Genomic DNA, 14,130 nt, shown 5'->3' on the forward strand with positions numbered 1-14,130 from the left:
GACTGAAACCGATCCGCCGCCAGGCAGCATCGCTAACGTAGGTGTTGTTTGCGGTGGTGTTTGCGGTGTTATGCATGGTAGTTTTTGGTGAAATGCCATGTATTCGGAGGTGATCACGATGGCTGTCTTGACGGCCAGCGATGCCGAACGGCTTGACTGCGAGGCCGCAACGAATTCGATTCGCGAGATCGCAAGCTATCTGCAGGAGACGGTCGGCCAGCGCATCGCTGCAGCGCTCGCGGGACTTTCCGACGCAAAACAGATCGGTCGATACGCCCGTGCGGGCGGCCCGGAACCACACGACGTGACTGCACGCAGGCTGCGTGAGGGCTACAAAGTTGTCCGAATGCTTGTCGATGCATACGACGAGAAGACCGCTCGGGCCTGGTTATTTGGCACGAACACACGCCTTGACGATCGCGCGCCGGTCGAAGTCCTCGGTGAGGCTTCCGCCACGGCTGATTTCGCGATGGTCGCGCAAGCCGCCAGACAGGTCGCTAGCTTTCAGGCGTGACACAAGTCGGCGCCGAAGGACGGCTGTGGCGAGTTGGCTACCACGCAAGTCCACTCGGATTCACACCACTGGAGCTCTATAGCTTCAACCATCGCTTCGACGACGTTGACCGCCGCTTTCGCACCCTTTACCTGGCCGAGGCCACCGAAACCTGCCTACGCGAGGTGCTAGCAGACTTCCGGCCCAACCATGCGGCAAGGCTTAGGCACATCGAGCGATTCGGACCCGAGGCGGCCGAAGACTTTGTTTCGGAGACGGTGACAGCGAGTTGGCGTCGTCAGAACGTGCTTGTGCCGGCGCTGCTCAGACCCAACGGTCCGGTGATTGACCTCACCGACACCGCGGTCCGGCAAGAGATCGAGAACAGACACGCCGCGCTGTTGGTCGACAACGACATGGAACATCTTGACCTGCACGAAATTACGACAGGTCGGCGCATCGTCACCCAGACGATCGCTGGCGACCTTTACGACCAGGGCGTAGCCGCCGTGAGGTTTTTGTCGCGGCTTGATGCGCAACCTTGCGTCGCGCTCTTTGAGGGACGTGGCGATGTGGACCTCGCGGGAGAGGTAATCCTTCTTACGGACCCTGCTCCAACGTCACTTCTCACAGTCACGGCTGAGTGGGATCTGACCTTGGAGGATTGAGCAGGCCGCGACGCCCGACACCGACGGATCACGGCCCACTCGATTCCTCCGGCGCGAATGCCTGCGCCGCCCGCACCGCAACACACTACGATGTTTGCTGGAACCCAACAATCACGGTGACGGGGACGGAGGTCGGGCGGCACATGAGCGAGTTGATGTCGTGGTGGCGCCGGCCCGATCAGTACGACCAGCTGAGTTCATACCTGCAGGCCCGAGGGATGGCCACGGCGATGCGCTTACGTGTCGCCGGAATTGCAGCGTCCTTGAGCGTCGTCGTCGCGTCCTCGATCTGGAGCCCGCTGGGGCCGCACGGCACTGCGGCAACGGTCTTAGCTCTGGTGGCCAGTGCGGTAGGTGCGGGCGGCGCTGCGCTGTGGCTGTCGCGCTGGCCTTCGCGCACCCAAGCGATCGCATTTGCCCTGGCATCGACGACGGCCGTGACGATCGCGGCGCTCGTCCAATCCAATCCGGTGGCCTGCCTACTGGGGTGCACTGCCTTGGCCGCCCTGGCGGTACACGTCGCGTTCTTCTACGCCGCACCCGTAGTGGCCTACAACATCGTCTGTGCCACGGCGGTCGCCTGCATCGCGGCGGTCCGACTAACTCCGACCATCGGTTTCGGCAGTGCTCTTGCCGCCTGGTGGCTGATGGTGTCCGTGAACCTGGCCGCGCCTATCGGCTTGCACATGACCAGTCGCGTCATCGGCCCCGACGTATTCCTTGCCGACCGTGACCCGTTGACCGGGCTGTGGAACCGGCGAGCATTCCTACTGCGCGCCGAACAGCTGCTGCTCGATTCCCGCGGAGGCAATCCGCCGTTCGTGTTGGCCATCATCGATCTCGACCGCTTCAAACAAATCAATGACCGACATGGCCACCTGATCGGCGACCAGGCTCTGGCCTCGGTCGCCAGGGCCCTGCTCGAGTGCTGCGACAGTCAGGCGATCGTGGGAAGGCTTGGTGGCGAAGAATTTGCCGTCGCCGCGTCATTGCGCAACCTTTCGCCAGAAACACTGGCACTGACCATGTGTAAGGCCGTCGCCGCCCTACCCCATCACGTCACCGCGAGCGTCGGGATCACCAAGCTCGACGCAGCCCCCGATTTAGCTGTGGCAGATGCGCCACTTCTATTGGCCCGCTTGATATCCGACGCCGACACCGCGATGTATGCGGCAAAGACCGAGGGAGGAAACCAAGTGCGGTACAGCGAGCAGGCAGGCGCGGACGACAATAACCCGCGATGAGTCCACCGATGCGGTAGACATGTCCCCGTGAAGGTCGATGGATCGGTCGCGGTGGTCACTGGAGCGGGCTCAGGCATCGGCAGATCCATTGCAGCGGCGCTGGCGGCAGCCGGCGCCTCGGTGGTGGCCGGTGACATCGACGCCGCTTCGGCCGCCGAAACCGCCACGCTGATCGGGGGTACCGGGGCGGCCGCAGACGCATCCAGCACCGACGGCATCGCGACCTTGCTCGACACCGCACGCCAGTCGTTCGGCCCGGTGGACATCTACGTCGCCAATGCGGGCATCACCGGCCAACCCGGCCTCGGCGATGACGAAACCGCCTGGGACCAGATCATCGATATCAACCTACGCGCCCACATCCGCGCAGCTAAAGCTGTTGTGCCGGAATGGGTTGAGCGCGGCAGCGGACATTTCGTCGCCGTCGCCTCGGCCGCCGGTCTGCTGACCCAACTCGGCGCGGCACCCTACAGCGTGACCAAGCACGCCGCCGTCGGCTTCGCTGAATGGTTGGCCATCACATACGGCGACAAGGGAATCGGCGTGAGCTGCGTGTGCCCCATGGGGGTGAACACTCCACTACTGCGCGGCATGTCCGACTCGCCCGACGCGGAAATCCGGGTGGCCGGCGCCGCCGTCACCAGTGCCGGAGCGGTGATCAACCCGGACAGCGTCGCCGCCCTCGTGGTCCAAGCCATCATCGATCAGACGTTCCTGGTGCTACCCCACCCCGAGGTACTGACCATGTATCGGCAGAAGGGCGCCGACTACGAACGGTGGATCGCCGGAATGCGCCGCTACCAACGCACACTCGGATAACGTCACGCCGTACGACCCGGTTGATCGGGAGATCGACGTGCCGGGCGCCGAGCCCGATTTGCAACGGGTAGGACGCGAATTGACCCAAGAAGCCACGCCCAGCCGCTCAATCTGCGACCGTGTCAATAATCAGATTGCTAGAGCGAAGGTTGAGCCCATGCGCACTCGAATTCTGCCGCTGCTGACTGTTGGTTTGCTGATCGCCGGCTGCGGCGGCGGCGCCGAGGAGAAGGCCGATTCGTCCGGCAGTTCCGCCGCCGCGGAGACCTCAAAAGCCAAGGGCCCCGACGACACTGCGACAGCGGGTGCCGACGGGAAGATGACGGTTGTCTACGACGACGCCACCAGCCCTGAGGCAATCAACGGCAAAAAACTGCTGCAGGACAACAAGGTGCTCGAAGACCTTGCGGCCGATATCAACCAGTCGTTGAAGTTACCCATCGACATCCCCTTGCACGGATCGCAGTGCGATCAGCCGAACGCCTTCTGGAGCCCGAGCAGCAAGACCGTCACCATCTGCTACGAGGATGCCGACCTGAGCCAGAAGATCTTCGTCAAGGCTGGCGACAAGGATCCCGACACCTCGGCCATCGGCTCCGAAGACGCGACGTTCTATCACGAGGCCGGCCACATGGCGGTCACCCTGTACAACTTGCCGATCACCGGCAAGGAAGAGGACGCTGCTGACCAGCTCGCCGCGTACATCCTCCTGACCCCCGGCGACAACGGCAAGGTCGATTCCGAGTCCGTCCAGGCCGTGAAGGATTTCGCTCGCACCTTCGCCGCGTATGCAGAGCTGAAGACCCAGATGGGCGCGGCCGACAATATGGCCGACGTCCACTCCTTGGACCAACAGCGCGTGTACAACCTGCAGTGCTGGATCTACGGATCAAACCCCGAGGCCAATGCCGACATCGTCAGCAGCGGTGGGCTCCCTGAGGACCGCGCCAAGGGATGCCCCGACGAGTGGAAGCAGCTTGCCCATGCGTGGTCGACGCTGCTCGACGAGCACTGGAAGTAACGCCCCAGTCATCCCCCGACTTTGGACAGATCCTGCTGGATCGTATCTGCGTACCTATCTACTGCAATCGCTCCGCTCCGGACTCTCACCCTTGACGGCACTGCCAAATACGGCGCAGTGTGATTCTCGTCATATGACACGTAGTCGTATGAGGGCGAAAGGCGGCGGCGCATGACCACCAAGGACATGTACACGAAAGTGCCGGACCCGTACTCATGGAACGTGGCCAGCGGTGGCGACGCACGCTTCACCTGGGAGTACGACGAGGGGCGCGCCCGGCTGCTTTCCCTGTATCAAAAGGGAAAGGACAAGCAATGGGATGGCCAGTCCCGCATTGACTGGACCCTGGACGTCGACCCGATGAACCCGATCGGGGTGCCCGACGAGTTCCATCCGCTGTTCGGCAGCCCGGCGTGGGAGTCGGCAGACGAAAAGCGCCGCGCCGAGCTGCGCCAGCACAACCAGGCCTGGAACTTCTCGCAGTTCCTGCACGGCGAGCAAGGGGCGATGGTGTGCGCGGCGAAGATCGTCGAGGTCGTCCCAGACATGGATGCGAAGTTCTACGCCGCCACTCAGACCATGGACGAGGCCCGGCACGTCGAGGTGTTCTCGCGGTTCCTCCAGGAAAAGATCGGTCTGGTTTACCCGATCAACACGCACCTGACCTCCCTGCTGGAAGACACCCTGCGCGACTCGCGCTGGGACATGCCGTACCTCGGCATGCAGGTCCTGATCGAAGGGCTCGCGCTCGCCGCCTTCGGCGTGCAGCGTGATCTGGCGCCTGAAGGCTCGCTGGCCAAGCAACTACTCGCCTACGTCATGCAGGACGAAGCCCGACATGTCGCCTTCGGCCGAATCTCCTTGAAGGACTACTACTCCGCACTGACCGATGCCGAGCGGGACGAGCGGGAAGAGTTCGTCGTGGAGGCGTGCTACCTGATGCGCGACCGGTTTCGCGGCGAGGAAGTCTTCGAGACGCTCGGTTTGAACGTCAAGGAGTGCGCCGAGTGGGTGGACACCTCACCGCTGATGATCCAGTTCCGCTCGCACCTGTTCAGCCGCATCGTGCCGATCGTCAAGGACATCGGCTTGTGGGGCGACAAGGTGCAAAAAGCCTTCCGGGACATGGGCGTTCACGATATGGCCGGCTTCGACATCGAGGCGCTGATGAAGGCCGACGAAGATCAGGCCGAGGCGCTGGACAAGACTCACGCTGAGATGGCCAGCCGGGCCCTCGAAGTCGACGAAGCGATCGCTGCGGGGATGACCTAATACCGCACATTCGCCCCGGCCCCGCACCGCCTTCTGCTGACGGCCCTACCAGACCCGCACGTAGTCGACGAGCATCTGTGCCGGATAGTTGCCCTGCCGCGGATCCCCACCGCCCGAACCACTCACGGCCAGATTCAGCACCGGGAACATCCGGTAATCGGGGAAGTTGAAGGGCCAATCGTCGAGGGAGTACGCCGGGACAGTGAAGTACGGCTCGGCTCCGTCGACGTAGTCCTGCCAGAAGTACATCCCGGCGTCGTTCCAGGTGACCCGCCAGGTATGCCAGTTGCTGTCCACCCCAACCGGCTGTGTCGCGAACGACGTGCCATCCAGGCGGGCGTGCACGGTTGTGCCGGAAGGCCATTCACCGTTGCCGTACCACTCGACCAGATCGACTTCGCCACCCACTTCGGGATGGTCGTTCATCAGCCACCAGGCCGGCCAGGCGCCCGCGGTCAGGCAGTCGAACTTGATCCGGGCTTCCCACGTGGTTCCGATTCCGCCCCACCAGTTTCCGAGAACCTTGCCGCTGACGAACTTATTGTTGTCGCGCGTCGCACGGATGACGAGATTGGACTTGCCGTCTAAGAAGACGTGCTCGCGATCGTCGCGATACTGCCCCATGTTCTCGGGCCGGTCCCAGAACACCGGATTCTTGATGAGCTCGCGCTTCTGGGCGATGCGCCACTTGGCTCCATCCGGGGCCGAGCCCGCCGGACCGTCGAACTCGTCATGGAACAGGTAGGCCGGGGCCGCGGCATTGGGCGCGGGTGCTTGCGGACGGGTCGGCGTGGCTCCCGCGATCGGCATGGGCAGGGCTGCAGCGACAGCCCCGAATCCCGCCATCAGCATCAGACTTCGACGATCAATATCAGGCACCGGTAAACCATAGAGGCGAAACCTCGCGGCCGATGTATCTGGGTGCGTTGTACAGTCACCTTTGCCCTTAACCATGTGTTGGGGACCCGCAGAAAGCCTCGCTGATCTGCACAAACACACCAGCGCAGGTCACCCGGCGAGCCAGCAAAGAACTGTGCTGTGTCGCGACGACGGCGGCTACCAAGCCGCACTGACCACCTGGTCCAGATCGTCACCACCAACGACGCCGCCACCCCCAACAGCCACCCGAACGGTCGTCATTCCGTGTTGGCGGTTCAGGCAACAACGGCAGCGCCCGACGGCGACGGCGCAAACACACGGTGACCTCGGCCTCCAGTGCGTATGCGCTGACCGCCGCGGGTTCGAGTCAGCGAGCCGAGTAACCGACCCGTCGGACAAGGGCAAGCATGGGCACCCGCACCATTCATCGTTTGGGGTGGTCCTTGACCTGCCCGCTCGTCTACTATGCCCATGAACCAGCGAAGGGGTCAGCAAATGGGGTCGAATAAGTACGTCGGTTATGTCGGCGGTGTCGCTGTTGCAGTCGGGGTGGGAGCAGCCATTGCCGCTGCCGGCCAAGGCGTAGCAAGCGCGGATACCGGCAAATCCGATTCGTCGAGCGCGTCCGACTCGGCGAAGACCGACGCGGGACCAAAGAAGTCCACGACCGGCACCACCAAACGCCCCAAGCCGGTATCGAAGGTGAACGACAAGCCAAGCAGCGCAGCCGCTTCCGACACCAAGTCCGTCGCGTCGACGCCGACGAGTGCTAAGACCATCGCAGCAGATTTCGAGGCCGTCCAGGTCAAGAAACTGCAGGGCCTGTTCACCGGCCACGCGGCCCCGAGGCCGGCCGCGGCCACCCCGTCGACGACGCCGGAGACCGCTGCCGCGGTGACGACCGAAACCACCGCCGCGGCGACCGCCGCCGCCACCCCAACGTTTACCTGGAACTGGAACCCGTTCCGGTGGATGCCGCCGGAGCCCGCGCCGCAGGACATGCCCGGCCCGATCTGGACCCTTGAACAGTCCTTCATAGCCGTGTTCCCGGACCTGGTAAAGCCAGTCGCCCGTGAAGGATTCGAGTTCGGCTACCGCCTCACCCAGATGGTCCCGTGGGTCAACGTCATCGTCCCGATCACGAACATCGTCGCTGAGCTACCCGACGCGTTGGCGGGCGACAAGGCCGCCGCCCAGCGGGTGATCAACAACCTGATCGTCACGATCAATCCGGTCGCGGTGTTGTACTACGGCTACAACGAGGTCGCCGACTTCCTCAACCTGGAAGCGCCCGCCCTGCAGCTGCAGAGCTGGTTCATCGCCTCGTTGTGGAACCTCTTCGACCCGTTCGCATTACTGCACAACCGCGGCGAGTCCGGGTTGCCGCTCTCGACGACGACTCCGCCGCCGGACCAGGTAACTCCGGAGGCTGCGGCCACCACCACGCTCGCCGCCGCGGTGCAGCCGTCGGCCAGCGACGTCACCCTGCCTGAATCGTCCGACCCGTTCCGGGCCGACGATCCCAGGCCCTACGGGATGCCCACTACGGTGTACAACACCGAAAAGGCCTTGGTCGCAATCTTTCCCGCCGATGTGCAGCCTGTTGTGCGCGAGCTTTACGAGGCCAGCTGGCGGATGTCGCAGATCGTCCCCGGCCTGAACGCCGCGGTGCCGATCGCCGAGTTGCTGCCCGCTCTGTACCAGGGCGCGCTCGGCAATCGGACCGCCGCGCAGACGGCGATCAACAACGTGCTGCTGACCACCACGGCCCTGTCAATTCTGTATTACGGCTACGACCAGCTCGCCGACCTATTGAACGTCGAAGCAGAAGCGCAGGCACTCAAGGTAGAGGTCTACGCCGCGGTGTGGGACCAGGCTGATCCGCACGGCTACCTGCACGTGCCGGGCCAGTCGGGTCTGCAAACCGTCTGAGTTCAACCGAACTCACGCGGCGCCACCCGTATATGAGCTGGAGCCGTGCCCGAACGGGACTGGGTCATTCCAGTTGCCAACGCCATACGGCACGGACGGGTCAGTCCCATAGGGCACCTGAGGGTCCGGGCCAGTTTGAAGGCACTGATACGCCGTCGGGCAGGACGGCGATGTGTCGGCGGCTTCGGCAACACCGGCCACAGCCAGCCCAACGGCTGTCAGGGCACCGGCAAGGGTTGCAACGACTGCGGATTTCCTCATGATCGACTTCCTTCGTCGACTCGAACTGCCTGATACCTCCAGTTATCCGCCCCAGTGCTGTCAGCGTCATTGGAGCTGGCCCCCAACAGGCTGTTCCAGCGAGCAGGTAGTACGTTTCGACCGGCCACCTGGTGGGGATACCAAGTCGGCACAACTCGACGCATGGGGGAATCGATGAACAGTGGGGATAGCGCTGCGGGCGAGGTTCTCCGTACTCTAGGACTCGTGTTGAACCTCGCCGCGATCGTGGCGTTCGCGCTCTTCCTGAGCACGTTGGGGACCACTGGTCCCGGCGCATCGGCAGCAGCGGCGGGTGTCACCGTCGTCGCTTTCCTGGCCAGCCTGCTGTGCTTTGCCGCCGATCGCCGGCGCTCAGAGGCCGAGTTGACCGTCGCCGAGATCTAGCGATGCCGACCGTCGCTCAGCACATCCTTGCGGCGTTGCAGGCCAGTGGCGTCAGCCGTGTCTACGGGCTACCCGGCGATAGTCTCAACGGGTTCACTGATGCGATCCGGCGTGGCGAAGGGGTCACCTGGGAGCACGTGCGCCACGAGGAAACAGCGGCCTTCGCCGCGACCGCCGACGCGGCGTTGACCGGACGCCTGGCAGTTTGCGCCGGCAGCTGCGGACCAGGCAACACGCATCTGATCAACGGCCTCTACGACGCACAACGCACCCGCGTGCCGGTGTTGGCGATCGCCGCTCACATTCCGTTGAACGAGGTCGGCACCGGCTATTTCCAGGAGACGCATCCGCAGGAGTTGTTCCGCGAATGCAGCGTGTACTGCGAGTTGGTCAGCACGCCAGAGATGGCCCCGCGCCTTGTCGAGATCGCCATGAGAACCGCGATCGAGGAGAACGGCGTTGCGGTACTGGTGATTCCGGGCGAGGTATTCCTGGCCAAGGTGCCCGATCACGCGTGGAACTCTGCTCCGGTGCTACCGACCCGCTCGGTACTACGCCCCGACGACGACTCGCTGCGGCGCGCGGCGGACATTCTCAACGGGGGCTCGCGGGTGACCATCCTCGGCGGGGCGGGAACAGCCGGCGCGCACACCGAATTGATTCGACTGGCCGATACGCTGAATTCCCCTGTCGTGCACTCCTTCCGCGGCAAGGAGCACATCGAATACAGCAACCCATTCGACGTCGGAATGACCGGGCTTCTCGGTTTTGCCTCCGGGTACAAGGCCATCAAGGAAGCCGATGTCCTGCTGATGCTGGGCACCGACTTCCCATATTCGCAGTTCTATCCCGAAGACGCGAAGGTCATCCAGGTCGATATCCGGGGTAGTCATCTCGGGCGTCGCACCCCGGTCGATCTGGGGTTGGTCGGTTCGGTCAAGGACACGATCGACGCGCTGCTGCCGCTGTTGTCCCGCAAAGTCGACCGGACGCACCTGGACAAGTCGCTCAACCACTATCGCCGCACCCGCAAATCTCTGGACGCGCTGGCGGTCAACGACCGCGATCGCGCCCCGATACGTCCGGAATATGTTGCCGCAGTGGCGAATCAGCTCGCCAAGGACGACGCGGTCTTCACCTTCGATGTCGGCTCTCCGACAATCTGGGCGGCGCGCTACCTGACGATGAACGGCCACCGTCGGATCAGTGGGTCATTCACCCACGGGACGATGGCCTGTGCGCTGCCACATGCGATCGGGGCGCAGACCGCCTACCCGGGACGACAGGTGATCGCCCTGGCCGGCGATGGCGGGCTGACGATGCTGTTCGGGGAGTTGCTCACGCTGGTGCAGAACAATCTGCCGGTGAAGGTGATCGTCTTCAACAACTCGTCGCTGAACTTCGTTGAGCTGGAGATGAAGGCGGCCGGGGTGGTCAACTTCGGCACCGAACTGAAGAACCCCGATTTCGGTGCCGTCGCCCAGGCGATCGGACTGTTTGGACGCCGGGTCGAGCATCCCGCCGATCTGAAGCAGGCAGTGGCCGACGCGCTGGCCCACGACGGTCCGGCCTTGGTCGATGTCGTCGTTGCCCGCCAGGAATTGTCCATTCCGCCGGCGATATCCGCCGAGCAGGCCAAGGGATTCACGCTGTACGCGATCCGCACCATCCTGGCCGGCCGGGCCGACGAGTTGCTGGACTTGGTGAGTACCAACGTCGCCCGGCGCATTCTCGATTAGGGATTAACTCCTCGGCGTTCTGAGTTAAGCTCAGCATACTCAGCATGCCGACGGAACCGAGGAAGCGATGCCCACTCACCGCGCCATACACGTGAAATCAGCCGGGGAACCGCTGGAGCTGGCGGAGGTGGAAACCCCGTCGCCGCCCGCGGATCACGTACGGATCGCCGTCAACGCCTGCGGTGTGTGCGGCACCGACCATGCCTTCGTCACCGGCGCCTTCCCGAATCTGTCCTGGCCCCTCACCCCCGGCCACGAAATTGCCGGCACGGTCGCCGAATTAGGCTCCGGTGTCGAGGGATTCGCGGTCGGTGACCGGGTGGCGGTGGGCTGGTTCGGCGGGAACTGCAACAAGTGTCTGCCCTGCCGCAAAGGCCAATTCATGCAATGCGTCAACCTGGAGGTACCCAGCTGGAACTATCCGGGTGGCTACGCGGAGTCGGTCATCGCGCCGCGCACCGCACTGGCCCGGATCCCCGACGGGTTGTCATTCGCTGAAGCCGCACCGATGGGGTGTGCGGGGGTGACCACCTACAACGCGCTGCGCCAGACGAAGGCGGTGGCCGGGGACCGCGTCGCCGTCCTGGGCATCGGCGGGCTCGGCCATCTAGGCATTCAATGGGCGCGCGCCATGGGTTTCGAGACCATCGCGATCGCCCGCGGGGCGGGCAAGGCGAACGACGCGAAGGAGCTGGGCGCCCATCACTACATCGACTCGACAGCCGGCGACGTGGCGCAGGCGCTGCAGGCACTCGGTGGCGCCCAGGCGGTGCTGGCCACCGCGGCCAACTCGGCGGCGATGGCGGCCACCGTCGGCGGGCTGGCGCCTCAGGGTGAGCTGGTGATCGTCGGGGCTACCTTCGATCCACTGCCGATCGCCCCAGGTGATCTGCTCTTTGGCAACTACAGCGTGGTCGGACATCCGTCGGGCACCTCAGCCGATGTGGAGGACACCCTTCATTTCGCATTGTTATCCGGGGTGCGGGCCCGCATCCAGGAGCTGCCACTGGCCCAGGCCGCCGAGGCCTACGCGGCGATGGACGAGGGCCGGGCGCGCTACCGCATGGTCCTGACGATGTGACTACTCGGCCTCGTCGGGTTCGTCGTCGGCGTCGGTGGCTGCATCCAAGACGCTGACGTCGATGCCGTAGGGCAGGAACCGCACGTTGCGGCTGATGTCGGTGTTGTGTTTGTTGGCGCGCAGCGCGTCGAGTTCGTTCTGGTAGACCTGCTCGACGTGTGCCTTGCCATCAGGTCCCGTGATGTAGATGGCCCACACTCCGTCGCCGGCCTCTCCCGCGGTCTCCGGCTGCGACCGGGGCCGCGAACGGCGGGTGAACTCGTCGAACAGCACCCCGAATCCGGCGTTCTCTCCTGAGCTGTTCAGGAATCGGCCGAAGGCATCGCGAAGGCTTTCACTGGCCTCCCGCACCACGCGATCGATATCGTCGGGATCGAACCCGAACGGTCCGTTGTTCTCCATAGCTGCCAGTGTGCGCGTAATTCCTGGTCCCGTCGACAAGCTGAACTTCGCGGCCAGCGAAACCGTGTCCCCATCATGTCTGCCTCCGCGCGAACTCGGTTCCTCAGCAGCTCAGCGGCCACCGCGATCGTGGCGCTCTCTATCGCTCCCCTGGCGCTGCCGGTCAAAGCCCGCATCGCCACCGTCACCGCCCCGGATATCGAATTAGCTGCCGCTCCGATCGGCGTGATACCCCTGGCGTTCCTAGGGAATCAGCTGACGTTCTGCAGCCTGATTTGCCCGTTCATCGTGCAGGGTGCGGTGACAGTTCCGATCGGGGTGGCTGAGGCCCCAGCCGTGTTCCTCCAAACCTTGCTACAGAGCGGCAATTTCGCGGGATCGCTCGGTGCGGCGGTGTCGGCTGTGACAATCCCGGCCGACGCAGCCGCTGAAGGCATCATCGGCAATGATCTGACTTTGGTGCTGCCCAAGGCGCAGAACACTCTTGAGGTCGCCGTCGTACAGCTCATGAACGTGATCTCCGGCCAGACGACACCGGGTGCGGCGCGCAATACGATCCTGCAAGCGCTCAATCAGCCGCCCGGGACGCCAACGATTCCGGTTGGCGCGCACGGGCTCCTGCAGGTCGCCACCGTCGAGGCCATCAACGTCGCCTCCGCAGTGGCGTTCCAGGCAGGTGAGACGCTGCTGCTGGGTGTGGTCCGGTCCGCCAACGCGGCTGCCACCACTCTGGCGAGCACCCATGATGTGCGTGCGGCGATATCAGCCGGGCTGGAATCGGCACGCTCGACGCTCACCGTGGCACGCGACCAGGTGACCACCGCGGTGAGCACTGCGATCACCAATATCAGATCAGCAGCCGGACAGCCGGTTTCAGCGGCGGTAAAGACTCAGCGGCAGGTCGGCCATGGTGACAAAGCCGGCAGCGGCGTTGCACACCGCAATAGTGGCGTTCACAGCCTGCATCGCGGTCGCCACGCTGGCTGAGCGGACATGCTCGGCGAGCGGAACGTCTCGGCGAAAGCTGGCCAGTGTCATCAGATGTGCTTGCATCGACGGTGCGCCTTCGATGGTGACAGTCCAGCCGTGCTGGGGCGTCGGCCAGTGTTTAGGTTGTGGCTCCCCGACAGTCCAGAGAGTTTCGACCTCCACAACCGGCTCGCCGTTGCTCAAGCCGGACCATCGCCAGTGTTGACCGGCGACCGTGCCGGCGCGCAGGGTACGCCCGCACACGTCGCGATCGACACTGGCCCCAATCACCTCCAGGTCGGTGGTGACCTCGTCAACACCGAGGCCCAGCGCGTCCCCAAGTAGCCAAACCTGTTCCTGGAAAAGCTGACTGGTGAATCGCAGCCCATCACTCTGGGCGTCGACGTCGGCCAGCGGGCTGCCGAAGTGCATCTGGTCGAAGGTGATCTCCACGCTGTCGTAGACCGACCAGTCGGCGCGCTCCTGCACCTTGACGTGCTCGATGGTCCGTGACATTCCAGTCAGCGCCAACGGGACGACGACACCGAGGTTGCCCGGGTTCAGTCCGGTGCCGTGCAGGGAGCTGTTGCCGTCGATGCAGGCCTGCTGCAGTCGTTCGCGGTCGCGGCGTTCCATCCGCGCAGGGTGGAACGCGAACGCGGTGGTGATCAGGTTGGCGCCGGAGGCCAGGATGGTGGCGGCTTCGTCGACCGACGGGTGGCGCGGGGCGTAGACGACGGCATCGACCTCGGCGGTGTCAACCTCGATGGCCGCGGTGACGCCGATCGGTTCAGCTCCGGCCAGCACGCCGGCGTCGGTCCCGGCCTTGCCCTCGGAATAGACTTTGACCCCAACCAATTCCAGATCGGGATGGCCGAGGATGCCGCGGATAGCTTCGACGCCCACCGCCCCGGTGCCCCATTGCACGACGCGGTAGGCCATCAG

The 14,130-nt window shown here is 64.3% G+C and carries 14 protein-coding genes; 11 read left to right on the plus strand and 3 right to left on the minus strand.

Translation table 11 applies throughout. The annotated features are described in order from the left end of the window. Positions 1-118: 118 nt before the first annotated feature. The 6 genes from G6N38_RS08635 to G6N38_RS08660 all read left to right on the plus strand — a co-directional run bounded on the left by G6N38_RS08635 (position 119) and on the right by G6N38_RS08660 (position 5,517). A complete protein-coding gene (locus G6N38_RS08635) occupies positions 119-514 on the plus strand; it encodes an XRE family transcriptional regulator (RefSeq protein WP_163747149.1) in 396 nt (131 codons plus the stop codon). Then, positions 511-1,161 (plus strand): RES family NAD+ phosphorylase, encoded by a 651-nt coding sequence (locus G6N38_RS08640; RefSeq protein ID WP_163747150.1) that lies wholly within the window; start codon positions 511-513, stop codon positions 1,159-1,161. The genes G6N38_RS08635 and G6N38_RS08640 overlap by 4 nt, the downstream gene beginning before the upstream one ends. Before the next feature lie 143 nt (positions 1,162-1,304). Then, the gene (locus G6N38_RS08645; protein WP_163747151.1) at positions 1,305-2,405 is read left to right on the plus strand and encodes a GGDEF domain-containing protein; all 1,101 of its coding nucleotides are present in this window, start codon (positions 1,305-1,307) and stop codon (positions 2,403-2,405) included. 27 nt (positions 2,406-2,432) lie between these two features. Further along, the gene (locus tag G6N38_RS08650; protein ID WP_163747152.1) at positions 2,433-3,224 is read left to right on the plus strand and encodes an SDR family oxidoreductase; all 792 of its coding nucleotides are present in this window, start codon (positions 2,433-2,435) and stop codon (positions 3,222-3,224) included. 157 nt (positions 3,225-3,381) lie between these two features. Next, positions 3,382-4,245, plus strand: coding sequence for a DUF4344 domain-containing metallopeptidase (locus G6N38_RS08655; protein WP_163751884.1), 864 nt, complete (start codon positions 3,382-3,384; stop codon positions 4,243-4,245). Positions 4,246-4,416: 171 nt separating this feature from the next. Further along, on the plus strand, positions 4,417-5,517 hold the full coding sequence (locus G6N38_RS08660; protein ID WP_163747153.1) for a ferritin-like domain-containing protein: 1,101 nt from the start codon (positions 4,417-4,419) through the stop codon (positions 5,515-5,517). A 45-nt stretch (positions 5,518-5,562) separates the two neighbouring features. Here G6N38_RS08660 and G6N38_RS08665 read toward each other — a convergent pair whose 3' ends face one another. Continuing rightward, a complete protein-coding gene (locus tag G6N38_RS08665) occupies positions 5,563-6,387 on the minus strand; it encodes a glycoside hydrolase family 16 protein (protein ID WP_246227978.1) in 825 nt (274 codons plus the stop codon). A 504-nt stretch (positions 6,388-6,891) separates the two neighbouring features. Here G6N38_RS08665 and G6N38_RS08670 point away from each other — a divergent pair. The 4 genes from G6N38_RS08670 (at position 6,892) to G6N38_RS08685 (ending at position 11,814) form a co-directional block, all read left to right on the plus strand. Further along, positions 6,892-8,328 carry a hypothetical protein gene (locus G6N38_RS08670; protein WP_163747154.1) on the plus strand — a complete coding sequence of 479 codons (1,437 nt, stop codon included), beginning with the start codon at positions 6,892-6,894 and terminating at the stop codon, positions 8,326-8,328. Between the two features lie 486 nt (positions 8,329-8,814). Next, positions 8,815-8,994, plus strand: a complete 180-nt coding sequence (locus tag G6N38_RS08675; RefSeq protein ID WP_163747155.1) for a hypothetical protein — start codon at positions 8,815-8,817, stop codon at positions 8,992-8,994. A 2-nt stretch (positions 8,995-8,996) separates the two neighbouring features. After that, positions 8,997-10,733, plus strand: a complete 1,737-nt coding sequence (poxB, locus tag G6N38_RS08680; protein ID WP_163747156.1) for a ubiquinone-dependent pyruvate dehydrogenase — start codon at positions 8,997-8,999, stop codon at positions 10,731-10,733. Between the two features lie 67 nt (positions 10,734-10,800). Beyond that, the gene (locus G6N38_RS08685) at positions 10,801-11,814 is read left to right on the plus strand and encodes an alcohol dehydrogenase catalytic domain-containing protein (RefSeq protein ID WP_163747157.1); all 1,014 of its coding nucleotides are present in this window, start codon (positions 10,801-10,803) and stop codon (positions 11,812-11,814) included. Here the strand turns inward: G6N38_RS08685 and G6N38_RS08690 are convergent, their stop codons facing one another. Beyond that, positions 11,815-12,216 carry an Rv0313 family protein gene (locus tag G6N38_RS08690; protein WP_163747158.1) on the minus strand — a complete coding sequence of 134 codons (402 nt, stop codon included), beginning with the start codon at positions 12,214-12,216 and terminating at the stop codon, positions 11,815-11,817. Between the two features lie 75 nt (positions 12,217-12,291). Here G6N38_RS08690 and G6N38_RS08695 point away from each other — a divergent pair, with 75 nt between their 5' ends. Then, positions 12,292-13,203 carry a hypothetical protein gene (locus tag G6N38_RS08695; protein WP_163747159.1) on the plus strand — a complete coding sequence of 304 codons (912 nt, stop codon included), beginning with the start codon at positions 12,292-12,294 and terminating at the stop codon, positions 13,201-13,203. On the opposite strand, the gene G6N38_RS08700 is transcribed toward G6N38_RS08695, so the two are convergent. Continuing rightward, positions 13,090-14,127: an NAD(P)H-dependent amine dehydrogenase family protein gene (locus tag G6N38_RS08700; protein ID WP_163747160.1), complete on the minus strand. Its 1,038-nt coding sequence runs from the start codon at positions 14,125-14,127 to the stop codon at positions 13,090-13,092. The genes G6N38_RS08695 and G6N38_RS08700 overlap by 114 nt on opposite strands. Positions 14,128-14,130: the final 3 nt, after the last annotated feature.

The organism is Mycolicibacterium helvum, from assembly GCF_010731895.1.
Classification (GTDB): domain Bacteria; phylum Actinomycetota; class Actinomycetes; order Mycobacteriales; family Mycobacteriaceae; genus Mycobacterium; species Mycobacterium helvum.

Bases quoted from the DNA above. Each gene is read 5' to 3' on its own strand.
- G6N38_RS08635 (WP_163747149.1), top strand. From the start codon at position 119: ATGGCTGTCTTGACGGCCAGCGATGCCGAACGGCTTGACTGCGAGGCC.
- G6N38_RS08645 (WP_163747151.1), top strand. From the start codon at position 1,305: ATGAGCGAGTTGATGTCGTGGTGGCGCCGGCCCGATCAGTACGACCAG.
- G6N38_RS08655 (WP_163751884.1), top strand. From the start codon at position 3,382: ATGCGCACTCGAATTCTGCCGCTGCTGACTGTTGGTTTGCTGATCGCC.
- G6N38_RS08660 (WP_163747153.1), top strand. From the start codon at position 4,417: ATGACCACCAAGGACATGTACACGAAAGTGCCGGACCCGTACTCATGG.
- G6N38_RS08670 (WP_163747154.1), top strand. From the start codon at position 6,892: ATGGGGTCGAATAAGTACGTCGGTTATGTCGGCGGTGTCGCTGTTGCA.
- poxB (WP_163747156.1), top strand. From the start codon at position 8,997: ATGCCGACCGTCGCTCAGCACATCCTTGCGGCGTTGCAGGCCAGTGGC.
- G6N38_RS08685 (WP_163747157.1), top strand. From the start codon at position 10,801: ATGCCCACTCACCGCGCCATACACGTGAAATCAGCCGGGGAACCGCTG.
- G6N38_RS08690 (WP_163747158.1), bottom strand. From the start codon at position 12,216: ATGGAGAACAACGGACCGTTCGGGTTCGATCCCGACGATATCGATCGC.
- G6N38_RS08695 (WP_163747159.1), top strand. From the start codon at position 12,292: ATGTCTGCCTCCGCGCGAACTCGGTTCCTCAGCAGCTCAGCGGCCACC.
- G6N38_RS08700 (WP_163747160.1), bottom strand. From the start codon at position 14,127: ATGGCCTACCGCGTCGTGCAATGGGGCACCGGGGCGGTGGGCGTCGAA.